10 protein-coding genes are annotated in these 11,462 nt (G+C 65.3%); 2 read left to right on the forward strand and 8 right to left on the reverse strand.

Features of this window, described 5'->3' with window-relative positions; genetic code table 11:
• From H926_RS27025 to H926_RS0111485, 4 genes are all read right to left on the reverse strand, one after another.
• Positions 1-832 (reverse strand): MFS transporter (locus H926_RS27025; protein WP_202804704.1); only part of this gene is annotated, 832 nt, incomplete at its 3' end.
• Between the two features lie 2 nt (positions 833-834).
• The gene (locus tag H926_RS0111475; RefSeq protein ID WP_028657892.1) at positions 835-2,244 is read right to left on the reverse strand and encodes an amidohydrolase family protein; all 1,410 of its coding nucleotides are present in this window, start codon (positions 2,242-2,244) and stop codon (positions 835-837) included.
• The gene (locus H926_RS0111480; RefSeq protein ID WP_022676429.1) at positions 2,241-2,915 is read right to left on the reverse strand and encodes a cysteine hydrolase family protein; all 675 of its coding nucleotides are present in this window, start codon (positions 2,913-2,915) and stop codon (positions 2,241-2,243) included. Before H926_RS0111480 ends, H926_RS0111475 begins: the two co-directional genes overlap by 4 nt.
• Positions 2,908-4,038 (reverse strand): LLM class flavin-dependent oxidoreductase, encoded by a 1,131-nt coding sequence (locus tag H926_RS0111485; RefSeq protein WP_022676430.1) that lies wholly within the window; start codon positions 4,036-4,038, stop codon positions 2,908-2,910. The genes H926_RS0111480 and H926_RS0111485 overlap by 8 nt, the downstream gene beginning before the upstream one ends.
• A 352-nt stretch (positions 4,039-4,390) precedes the next feature.
• On the opposite strand from H926_RS0111485, the gene H926_RS0111490 reads away from it, so the two are divergent.
• The gene (locus H926_RS0111490) at positions 4,391-5,233 is read left to right on the forward strand and encodes an oxidoreductase (protein ID WP_022676431.1); all 843 of its coding nucleotides are present in this window, start codon (positions 4,391-4,393) and stop codon (positions 5,231-5,233) included.
• Positions 5,234-5,377: 144 nt separating this feature from the next.
• Here H926_RS0111490 and H926_RS0111495 read toward each other — a convergent pair whose 3' ends face one another.
• The 3 genes from H926_RS0111495 to H926_RS0111505 form a co-directional block, all read right to left on the reverse strand.
• Complete coding sequence (locus tag H926_RS0111495) at positions 5,378-7,708, reverse strand: acetamidase/formamidase family protein (RefSeq protein WP_022676432.1); 2,331 nt, start codon at positions 7,706-7,708, stop codon at positions 5,378-5,380.
• A gap of 128 nt (positions 7,709-7,836) precedes the next feature.
• The gene (locus H926_RS0111500) at positions 7,837-9,027 is read right to left on the reverse strand and encodes an aromatic ring-hydroxylating dioxygenase subunit alpha (protein ID WP_022676433.1); all 1,191 of its coding nucleotides are present in this window, start codon (positions 9,025-9,027) and stop codon (positions 7,837-7,839) included.
• 186 nt (positions 9,028-9,213) lie between these two features.
• On the reverse strand, positions 9,214-9,699 hold the full coding sequence (locus tag H926_RS0111505) for a VOC family protein (protein ID WP_022676434.1): 486 nt from the start codon (positions 9,697-9,699) through the stop codon (positions 9,214-9,216).
• A gap of 200 nt (positions 9,700-9,899) precedes the next feature.
• Here H926_RS0111505 and H926_RS0111510 point away from each other — a divergent pair, with 200 nt between their 5' ends.
• Entirely contained in the window at positions 9,900-10,991 is a 1,092-nt protein-coding gene (locus H926_RS0111510; RefSeq protein ID WP_022676435.1) for an acetamidase/formamidase family protein, read from the forward strand.
• Between the two features lie 173 nt (positions 10,992-11,164).
• On the opposite strand, the gene H926_RS0111515 is transcribed toward H926_RS0111510, so the two are convergent.
• A partial coding sequence (locus H926_RS0111515; RefSeq protein WP_028657894.1) for a PfkB family carbohydrate kinase occupies positions 11,165-11,462 on the reverse strand: 298 nt, incomplete at its 5' end.

Here is an 11,462-nt window from a genome sequence, read left to right on the forward strand (position 1 = left end):
AGGCCGCCGCCGAAATGAACCCGGTGGCCACGCCCGGCGCCACGCGGTGTTCGAGCATGTGCTGATAGGCAAAGCTGTGCACGGTGGTGTTGATCAACAGGCACGCAGTATAGGCCAGCACCACGATCCAGAACTGCCATGAAGCGAGCGCCGCGCGCGCCGTCCAGCCTTCGGGCGGAGGCGGCGCTTCATCGGCCGGGCCATGGACCACGCCTACGCGGCGTTCATAGCGGCCGCACACCGCCGCCGCGAACAGCCCGAGCACCAGTGCGCCGGCGGCGCAGGCCAGCCAATAGAGGCGCCAGCTGCCGGTGGCCGAATGGATCGCGAAGAAGGTGATCGGCCCGGCCACCGCCCCCAGGTTGCCAGCGGTAAAATAGAGGCCGATGGCTGTGGAGCGCTTGCGGTCAAAGGCATTGCCAATGGCATCGACCGCCGCGATCGAACCGCAAAAGCAGAAGCCCAGCCCCAAGAGCAGCGTGGCGAGCAGATACATCCACACGCCCTGCATCCAAGCCAGCGCGGCAAATCCGGCAATAAGCTGCACCATGCCGATCAGCAGCGTAACCGCCACGCCATGGCGGCGGATGACAGCCGCCGGCAGCATCGAGGCCGCCCCGCAGGCAATCCCCAGCACGGTAAAGCCCATCCCCGCCTGCGCCCAGGTAAAGTGCAGATCAGCCACGATCATCGGCAGAACCTGGCCCAACGAATTGAACGTGGAAGCCATCAACAGAAAATAGAGCGCGGCAAACGCGCCCAGAATGACGATACGCATCGGCTTGGTGCCCTTGGTGATACCCGTGCCCGGCTGGGTTGCCCGACCCGACATGGTCAAGCCACCGGCCAGGCGCAAGGGATCGTCTTGCCGGCCCGCGCGATCAGGCCCGGCGCGGCATCCTGAATCTGGGCATAGAGCGCTTCTTCATCCACGTTCGTCATCCGATAATTGTCGACCAGGTGCTGCCCGTCCACCCACACGCTGTGCACGCCGCGTCCATCGGCCGACCAGACGAGCTGGTTGATCACGTTGAGCAGCGGCGTCCATTCCGGGCGGTTGCGATCGTGCGCTACGAAATCGGCCTTCATGCCCGGCACCAAGGCGCCGACCGTTCCAGCCAGGCCCGCCGCCGCCGCGCCATGCAGCGTGGCGCATTCCAGCACGGCATGCGCGGGGAACAGATCGCCATCGCGCCGCGCATCCTTGAACAGGCCGGCGAGCAGATACATCGCGCGCATCAGATCGGCGATATTGCCGTTGTTGTTGCCATCGGTGCCCAGTTGGATCGGCACGCCCGCCGCCTGCATTTCCGGGAACTTGCCATGGCTGGTCACGCCATAGCCGCCCTTCATCGCGGTGAGCGGGCAATGCGTCACCCGCATGCCGCTGCGCGCCACGGCTGCTACCTCGGCATCATCCAGGTGGATCATGTGCGTGAGCGAAAGATGATCGCCCAACGCGCCCAGTTCTTCCAGATGGAGCAAGGCGCGCTTGCCGGTGGTGGCAAGGTAATAGTCGGGATCGGCCGGGTCGGCGCTCATGTGCGCGGTGATGCCCAGGCCGCGTTCGCGCACCATGGCCGTCGCCGCGCGCCACAGATCGTCGGTGGCGGTATTGTGTCCGACCAGACAGCCCCAGGCCGCCAGGCGCTTGTCATCGGCCACCGGCCAGCGATCCAGTTGGCTTTCGAGCCGGGCGATGGCATCGCGCGTCAGCGTGGGCTGATCGTCCGTGGGCGCAAAGGCGCGATCCTGAATCCATTGCCCCAGCCGGCCGCGAATGCCCACGGCGTCGACCGCCTCCATCACGGCGGGCAGATCGAGGATCGTCCCGGCCTCGATGAACGTTGTCACTCCGTTCTTGAGCATTTCCACCGATGCCAGCGTCGCCGCCAGCTGTTCCTCGGCCGGGGTCTGCGCCATGTAGGTGGGGATCAGCCAATCGAAAACATTGGTGCGCCAATCGGTATCATCGGGCACATAGCCGCGGGTGATCGGCTCGCCAGTGATGTGCACGTGGCAATTGACCAGCCCCGGCGTCAGCACGAAGCGGCTGCCGTCGATCACGTCGCGCGCGGTAACCTGGGCCATGACCTGCGCGGTCGGGCCCACCGCCACGATGCGATCGCCCGCCACGGCTAGCGCGCCATCGCGCCAGATCTGCCGCGCGGCGTCCATCGTCACGATCCACGCGTTGCGGATCACGAAATCGGCGGCGATGGGGCCGTCCCCGTCCAGGCTCATGCCCGCCATGCCTCGATCACGGCGGCGCTGGTCGTCAGCAGCGAGCAATGCTGCGCCATGGCCTTGAGCGCGTGCACATGCAGATCAGGCTCGGCCGCAGCGCAGGCATCGGACACCACGAAGGTGTGGTAATTGTGATGAAACGCATCGCGCGTGGTGGAATCGACGCAGCAGTCGGTGGTCAGTCCGGTCATCACCAGGGTATCGATGCCGCGCGCGCGCAGTTTCATATCGAGGTCGGTGCCGTGGAAACTGGAATAGGCCAGCTTGGCAATCTCGATATCGCCTGGTCGGGGCGCCACGCGCCAGTAATCCTCGCCGCCGCTGCCGATCCGGCAGATTGCCTCGCCGCCAGGAGAGCCGCGCCTGGCCATCCAGGTTTTCAGCGCTTGGCTGTCGCTTTCCGGCCGGGTCATCACGCGCATGAAGGCCACGGTGACGCCAGCGGCGCGGGCCGCGGCGACCAGTTGCTCAATGCGGTCGACCGCCTTGTCGGATTCGGTCATGTCTGCGCCATAGCCAGCCACCACGCCATGCGGCGCGGCGAAATCGACCTGCACATCGACCACCACCAGCGCGGTGCGCGCCGGCGCGATCATCGCGCCGGGCTGGGCCACATGCGGCAAGGCGGTGGTCGGATCGATCACGGTCTGGGCTGCCGCCTCAGGCATCGATCGCCTCCTTGATCTTGCCGGGGAACCGCGCGCGCAGCACCGGCAGGATCTTTTCGGCGAAGACCGGCAGCATCGTCAGGTAATCGGGGAAGATCAGCATCAGCCCATCAAGCGCGGTCTTTTCAAAGATTTCGGTCAACTGCGCGAGCACCGTCTCGGCCGAGCCAGCCACATGTGGGGCCATCAGCGCCGAGCGCGCCTTGCGGGTGAAATCGTTCTCCTTGCCGATCTCGGCGTCGAGCATGCCATAGGCGCGCATCATGCCCCACAGCGTCTCTTCATCCAGCCCGTCGCGATAGGATTGCACCATCGCCTCGGCCTCTGCATCGGTTTCGCCAATGACCAGGATCATCATCGAATACGTGCGGATGGCGTGGCCCAGTTCCAGCGCGCCGGCCTTGGCCTTGTGCGTGTTGGCAATCAGCTCTTCCAGGTTGTTGCCCGCCAGGAACAGCGCGTCCATGTGCTCGGCAGTAAAGCGCACGCCGGCCTTGGACGTGCCGGCGCAGACCAGGAACGGCCGCTGCTGCGGCTTGGGCCACGACGTGCAATCGTCCAGCGTGAAATACTTGCCATGGGCGGTGACCCGGTCTTCGCTCCACAGCCGCTTGATATTCTCGATCCACTCGGTGGCCAGAACATAGCGCTCGTCATGGTCGACGCCTTCGGGCCAGGCACCCATCTGGGCAAATTCGCCCTTGTAGGCGCCGGTCACCACGTTGAGCCCGGCGCGGCCCCCGCTGATCTGATCGAGCGTGGCAATCATCTTGGCCGCCACGGCCGGGTTTTGCAGCAGGGTGTGGATCGTCGCCCAGACCTTCACCCGGCTGGTCGCCTGGGCCAGGCCGGCCATCATCAGCGGGCTGTCGAGCGAGGATTCCCAGTGCTGGATCTCGCCGCCATAGCCTTTGAACTTGGCCATCGCCATGATGAAGTCCAGCCCCATGGCATCGGCCAGCTTGGCCACTTCCAGGTTATAGCCATAGGAGCCGTCGAGCCGCGGCGAATTCTTTGAAATGATCCAGCCGCCGTTGGCCATCGGCATGAAGATGCCGATGTCGCGCCCGCCGCTGTCGGAAGGAAGGCCGAAATGCGCAACCGTGGTAGTGGGTTCGGTCATGGCTGGTCCGTGATTTTGCAGTGATGAACAGGATGTGTGGCGCGGGTTGGGATCACGGGCAAGCTAGGGCGGCTTGGCCCGCGCATCTTGTCACCACGCGCACGAAGGTTTGTGCAGCGCACGAACTGCCACGCTGGCGCACAAATCCATGCGCGCCACGGCAAGACGCCACGTGTCCGACTACATAAATCTTAAACCAGGCGGCATCCCAGAGGCCACCTCGTCACCCCGGGCTTGACCCGGGGTCCCGCTTCTTCTGCGAAAGTCCACGGAAAGCGGGACCCCGGATCAAGTCCGGGGTGACGAACCGAAGAGATCAACGAATTCACCTCAGCACAAGGAACGCAAGCGCATGGCAAACTGGTTCATCACCGGCGTCAGTTCGGGCCTGGGTCTGGCCCTGGCCCGCGCCGCGCTGGGGCGTGGCGATGCCGTGGTAGGCACGGTGCGCGCGCAGGCCGACGCGGAAATGTTCACTGCCCTTGCCCCCGGCCGCGCCCATGCGATGAAGCTGGACGTGACCGACGAAGCCGCCGTGCAGGTGGTGATCCGCACCGCGCAAGGACTGGTTGGCCCGCTTGATTACGTGGTCAACAACGCTGGGCGCGGCTTTACCGGCGCGGTGGAGGAAACCAGCCTGGCCGATGCGCGCGCGCTGTTCGATGTCAACGTGTTCGGCCCGATGGCGGTGATCAAGGCCGCGCTTCCCGCCATGCGCGCCCGCCGCGCCGGGCACATCGTCAACATCACCTCGGTTTCGGGCCTGGCGGCCTGGCATGGCACGGCGATCTATGGCGCCACCAAGTTTGCGCTGGAATGCATCGGCCGCACCCTCGCGCAGGAAGTGGCCCCGTTGGGCATCAAGGTGACCAACGTCGCGCCCGGCGGATTGCGCACCGCCTTTTCCGCCGAACGCCTGCCCGGCGCCGATCCAGTCATCGCCGATTATGCCGGCACGGCCCACCTGGCGCGCCAGATCCTGCAGGACAAGCACGGCAACGAGCCGGGATGCCCCACGCTGGCCGCGCAAGCAATCCTGGCCGCGCTGGATGAGCCCGAGCCACCGCTGGTGCTGCTGCTGGGTGACGACGCGCTGCACTATGCCGAACACGAACTGGGTCACCTGGCTGGGCAATTCGATCGCTGGCAGGGCTATACGCTGGCGATTGCGGCGGAGCCGGTGCTGACCCCCTGATCGAGCGGGTATCGCAACGTTGTGACGGCAAATAGCGGGACCCCGGATCAAGTCCGGGGAGACGATGCCTGAAAGAATGTCTTTCCACGTCACCCCGGACTTGATCCGGGGTCCCGCTTCCTTGGCGCGCACCGCAACCCGCGATCAGCTGGTGAACAGCGCCTTGCGGATCACCGCATGCACGCCCCAGTTCCCATTGGCGACTTGGCTGATCCCGAAATCCACGCCGACCGAGAGCAGCGAGATCGCCTCGTCCTCGGTCAGGTCGCGGATGGTCATCAGGAAGCGCCGCGCCTTGCGGAAAGCGTCGCGCATCGCGGCATCGATCGATGATCGCTTGTAAACCTCGCTCTGCGCCTTGCCGCCCAGATCGCGCAGGTAATCGGGGTTGGAAAAGCCCAGGATCACGTATTCGGTGGGCGTCTCGATCATGGGATAATCCAGTTCGCGCACGTGGGCCGGCGCGCCCTTGGCCTTGTGCAGGATCACCTGGATCACGGCGGTCATCGAGCATTCGATCGCCGTGCCGCACAGTTCGCCATCACCCTGGCTGGCGTGGGGATCGCCCAGCGACAAGAGGCCGCCGGGCACCGCCACGGGCAGGAACACACTCGCCCCCGGCCCCAGGCGCCAGTTGTCGATATTGCCACCGAAATTGGCCGGCGGCACCGAATCGACCAGGTCGGCATGCGCCGGCGCCAGCGCCACCACGCCGAAATGCGGCCGCACCGGTATCTCGATATCGCGCAGCACGTTGAAGTTCTTTTCGATCGTTTCGGGGTCGACCGGCACACCGGGGTAATCGTACATCGGGTGGATCACGCCCGAGGGGTCTTTCTGCGGCGTCCAACGATAGTTGTAGACCGCGTGCGCCAGCGGCAGCCCGGCGCCCTTTTCGATCTCGTAGATGGTGATCACTTCGCGCGGTTTCGGCTCCGTGATCAGTTCGGCATAGTGAAAACCCCAATAGGCGGCCACATTGCTGCCGAATGCGCGGCCAGCAAAGCGCGGATTGCGGCTGGGGCGCGGATCGATATCGAGGATGCGCACCTGCACCACGTCACCCGGCTCTGCCCCGGAAATGGCGATCGGGCCGGTGCAGATATGCACGCCAAAGCCCTCGCCCGGCCCGCGTCCCAGCACCGAGGCATCGAGCGGCCCGGCCCCGCGCCGATCCACCACCTTGCCCTCGGCGGTCCAGCGATAGACTGCCTCTGCCGCCGGGTCGCCATGGATCATGCGTTCGGCGTCATCGTTGGCGTGGTGGGTCAGGGTTTCCACCGTGACATAATCGCCCGAGCAGACTTCCAGCGCGGGTTTCAGATACTTGCTGAAATAGCCCCAGTGGATCGTATCGGGGCGCACCGGCAGCACATGGTGGCGCACGCCCGGCGCGGCATCGACCTGCACGTCCTCGACCAGGCCATCGGCCTCTACCGCCGGATCGAGGGTGGTGGCGGCAGGCGCTTCCTCGCGTTCTTCGGGACGGGCATCCTTTTGCGCGCTGGGCCGCCCGCGCCGGGGTGCCTCGATCGCCTCGTCCGGCAGGGCCCCGACCTTGCGGTATTCGCGCGGGCTCATGCCATAGCGTTCGCGGAATGCGCGGCTGAAGCTGGCGCTGTCGTTGAACCCCCACTGAAAGAGGATTTCGGAAATGGAGCGCTGCGCGTGCAGCGGGCTGCCCAGGTCAAGCCGGCAGCGTTCCAGCCGGCGGAATTTCACGAACTGGCTAAAGCTTTCGCCGGCGCTTTCGAACAGTTTCTGCAGATAGCGCGGGGAAATGCGGTGCTCTGCCGCGATCTGGTGGATCGACAGATTGGGATCGGACAGGCGCATTTCGATCGACTGGAACACCCGCTCCAGGATCGCCGCGCGCGCACCGGCCGCGCCGCCCAGTTCCTTGACCGGCGCCTTGTCGAGCAATGTCGCGGCGATGAATTCGGGCAGCGCCAGTTCGACCGGGCGGATCTGGTCATCGGACACATCGACGATGGTATCGGCGACCGAGCGCAGCAGCGCCGACAGCATGCGGCCGATCGCCTCGTCGGCAATCAGGTTGCTGATCTGCGATGGCAGGGCCGAGCGCGAGCGCAGCGCAGGCAGCGCGTGTGGCACCTTGACCAGCAGAAAGCGGTGTTCGCCGTTCAGGTCGATCTGCGTGCGAGCAGAGCCACCACCATAGAGAATGTCCCCTTCGGACAGCTCGATCGCGGTGGTGCCCTGCGTCGCGCCAAGGCGTCCTTCGAGCAGCAGCACCAGCCAGAAACTGGGCGCATCCTGGGCCATGTCGATCGCCAGGCGCTGGCCATTGCCGGTCACGCGCACGAACTGGATGCCCTGGCCGCTGGTGAAGCTTACCAGCTCGCCATAGAGTTCCTCAGCGGTGCCAAGCACTTCGAGGCTGACACGCTGCAGCGCAAAACGCCACGCGTCCTGGCGCTGCTCGCGCGGGTAGGCATTGGTGGTAAAGCGCAACGGCTTGCCCCCTAGGTTGAGCGACCCTGATGACGGCGCGGCTTATGGTTGCCGGCCTGGCAACCACCTTACGCCATCTGTGATGACACGCAATGCTGCACCGCAAACAAAACGTACCCCGGATCGGGTCAGGCCTGGGTCATTTCCCGGGCTGCCAGGCGCTGGTGGGTGGCGCGATAGCGGTGCACCAGCCACTTGTTGAACTGGCCTTGGGCGCCTTCCTGCCAGGAATAGCGCCCGCGCGGGGCAAAGCGCGAGCGCAGGCCCTGCTGCACCAGTTCATCGACATGCAGGTCCTGCGCGATGATATGGCCCGAGGCGCGGATATTCATGTCGAGCTTGTGATCGAAGGCGGGGTCGGCCATCGCGCCCGGCGCAAACAGGAAGCCGGTGTCCATCTCCAGCGATTCCGGGCCATTGGGCCGCAGGATCAGATAGATCACCATGTCGCTCATCATCACCAGGCTGAGCGTGGGCGGGATATTGGCAAAGGTCATGCGCATGCGCGCTTCGTCAGACAGGCCGGGGAACACCGGCAGCACCGCCTTTTGCGTGGCGTTGAAGCTGGCATCGGCGTGCAGCGTGCCGTTGAAACGCAGAAAGCCGCCATCGGCCGGGTCGCTATCGGGAAACACCGCCAGGCCCGATGGCACGAAATCGTGCAACGGGCCGTGGTGCAGCCGGCTGGCATGATAGCCATCGTTGTTGTTTTCGAACATGACCTTCCAGTTCCACGGCAGCGTGGGTGCCGGATCGGGGCGCGGCCCTTCGGCCCCGGCCAGGTCATAGCCGGCAATGGCCTCGGCCACCGCCGTCAGGCGCGGCGCCAGCGGGGCGGCATCGGCATCAAAGTTGATGAAGATGAAGCCGTTCCACAGTTCCACCTTGAACGTCGGCAGGCTGTACTGCGCCTTGTCGAAATTGCAGGTCTTGCTCATCGCCGGGGCGGCGACCAGCTTGCCATCCAGGTTATAGCTCCAGTGGTGATAGGGGCACAGGAAACCGCGTGCATTGCCGTGCCCTTCGGCCACCAGCATGGCGCGGTGCTGGCACACGGCCGACATCGCGCGGATTTCCCCATCCAGCGTGCGCGATACCAGGATCGGCTCGCCAATCACGCGGGTGGAGAAATAGTCGCCCGGCTTGGCCACCCAATCGGCGCGGCCCACGCATAGCCATTCGTGGTTGTAGAGCGCCTCTTTCTCGAACGCATAGAATTCCGCGCTGGTATAGCACTCGGGCGGCAGGGTCTCCGCCTCGGCGAGGTCGGTCGCCGAACTCTCAAGCGAGCGGATGAAGCTGTCGGTAACGAGGGTCACGGGCGCAAACTCCTGAAACGGGCTGGATCGAAGCTCTGTTTAGCGGTGTCGCAGGCCGCTGGTCTTGAGCCGGGCAGCACGAATTGTTGAGCGTGGGGTGCTGCGCAGTCTGCGCCAAGCCATGCTGCGCCGCAACAATAATGAAGAACACAATTGGCGGGGGATTTGCGTCCCCCGCCGCCGCCGTCATTCGCGGGTAAAGTCTGCCGGCACCTGCGGATCGGCCCCGGCCTTGCCCCACAGCAGGATCTCGTTACCCCACGGGTCCTGGAAGGCATGGTTATAGCCGTTGAACGTGGACCAATAGTGATTGCGCCACAGGATCGTGGCACCGCGTTCCTCCGCCGCGGCCAGGATGCGATCGGCGCTGTCATCGTCGCTGATCAGGATCCAGATGCGCGGCTTGCGCCCGTCGCTCGCCAGATCGCGCGGGGCAACACCGGCCGGTTCTGGGTGCGGCCGGGCATTGGCCGCCGCAAAGATGCCCAGGTGCAAGTTGCCGATCGCGCTGTCGCTGCCATCGGGGTTCTTGAACTGCCCGCCCGGCACCATGCGGTGATACACCCCGGCCGGCTTTTCATCGTTCTGCCAGCCGAACACCTCGGCATAGAATCGGGCTGCGGCGGCCGGGTCATCGGCAGGCATATCAACGAAAATCAGGGTGTTGGGCATTGGCAGCGCCTTTCCTTGGCCAGCAGGGTCAATAGCCACCTTGTGGCAAGGCGCGGCCCCGCCCGGCTTGGACCTGCGCGCACCGATTGTTGATCCGTGCGCGGCGCGGCCAAGTCATAGGGCGCGCGCAAACAAGACCGCAGCGCAGCATTGGCCCGACAACCAAGGCGTCCTGATACCCATCGAAACGAGGCACACGCATGAGTTTGGTCTGCACCCACGGTCAGCAGCGGACGGCTACGGCGCCCGGCGCCCTGCACTATCTGAAAGCCACGCCCGAGACCGTGCACTGGGGCTATTTCTCGCCCACGATCAAGCCGGCTCTCACGATCAAGAGCGGCGATCTGGTGCATGCCGAAGCGATCACCCACCATGCCGGCGATGCGCCCGAACTGATGTTCGACGAAGGCGTGGAGCAGATCTTCACCCAGATCGATCCCACCACCCGCGCGCCGGGCGTGCACATCATGACCGGGCCGATCTTTGTCGAAGGCGCCGAGCCGGGAGACATGCTGGAGGTGCGCTATCTCCAGATGGTGCCACGCAACAACTATGGCTCCAACCTCGCGGCCAACTGGGGCCACCTCTATCAGGAGTTCGACGAGAAGGAGCGGGTGACGATCTACCAGCTCGATCCCACCACGCAAACCGCCAGCGCGCTTTATGCCTATGATTTTCCTGGGAAGTACCTTGTGCCTGGCACGATCACCAACTGCCCGGTGTGCGATCGCCAGCCCGCCTTGCCCGGCGTGACCATCCCGGCCCGCCCGCACCTGGGCACGGCCGGCGTGGCCCCGGCGGTGAACGAGCCGGTCAGCACGATTCCCCCCGGCCTGCATGGCGGCAATATCGACAACTGGCGCATCGGCGCCGGCGCGACGATGTATTACAAGTGCCAGGTCAAGGGCGGCCTCTTTTCCATCGGCGATCCGCATGTCAGCCAGGGCGATGGCGAAATTTCCGGCACGGCGATCGAAAGCTCGCTCAACTGCCTGTTCCAGATCATCCTGCGCAAGGACTTCGATTTCCCCTCGCCGCTGCTGGAAACGCCCAAGCACTGGATCGTCCACGGCTTTGGCGAAGACCTGGATGCGGCGATGAAGAACACCTCGCTCGACATGCTCCACCTGCTGAGCGAACAGGTCGGCCTGTCGAAGAACGATGCCTATTCGCTGATGAGCGTGGCCGCCGATTTCGGCGTGACCCAGGTGGTGGACGGTACGCTGGGCGTGCACGCGCGGATCAACCGCGACATGTTCCCCGCCAAGGGCGTGGCCAAAGACCCACAGTAAGCCCTGCCAAGGGTCGCACGGGAAGCGCCGGAGAGCCTTGGCTTTCCGGCGCTTTCTCGCATGTGGGTTTGGGCGCCGTGCCAACGCCCTTCGACAGGCTCAGGGCGAACGGGGAAGCAGGTTTATGAATACCGTTCGGGCTGAGCTTGTCGAAGCCCCCGCCCTTGCGCGACCTATCCAGCCAGGCCCGCGTCAACCTCCGCCCGCGTGGGCATCGAGGCGGCAGCACCCAGGCGCTGCACCGAGATTCCGGCCGCAACCACCGCCACAGCCAGCGCGTGGGCCATGGTTTCACCTTCCGCCAGCCGCGCGGCCAGCACGCCGCAGAACGTATCACCCGCGCCAGTCGTATCCACCACCGGCACGGCCCGCGCAGGCAGGCGGATCGTGCCGTCCGGCCCTTCAGCCAGCACGCCGGCCCCGCCAAGCGTGACGATCACCCACTGCCCCCCGCGCGCCATCAGCCGGCGG

It is taken from the genome of Novosphingobium sp. B-7 (genome assembly GCF_000410615.1).
GTDB lineage: Bacteria > Pseudomonadota > Alphaproteobacteria > Sphingomonadales > Sphingomonadaceae > Novosphingobium > Novosphingobium capsulatum.

Excerpts from the sequence above, each read along its gene's own strand:
- H926_RS0111475 (WP_028657892.1), bottom strand. The coding sequence starts at position 2,244 with ATGAGCCTGGACGGGGACGGCCCCATCGCCGCCGATTTCGTGATCCGC.
- H926_RS0111480 (WP_022676429.1), bottom strand. The coding sequence starts at position 2,915 with ATGCCTGAGGCGGCAGCCCAGACCGTGATCGATCCGACCACCGCCTTG.
- H926_RS0111485 (WP_022676430.1), bottom strand. The coding sequence starts at position 4,038 with ATGACCGAACCCACTACCACGGTTGCGCATTTCGGCCTTCCTTCCGAC.
- H926_RS0111490 (WP_022676431.1), top strand. The coding sequence starts at position 4,391 with ATGGCAAACTGGTTCATCACCGGCGTCAGTTCGGGCCTGGGTCTGGCC.
- H926_RS0111505 (WP_022676434.1), bottom strand. The coding sequence starts at position 9,699 with ATGCCCAACACCCTGATTTTCGTTGATATGCCTGCCGATGACCCGGCC.
- H926_RS0111510 (WP_022676435.1), top strand. The coding sequence starts at position 9,900 with ATGAGTTTGGTCTGCACCCACGGTCAGCAGCGGACGGCTACGGCGCCC.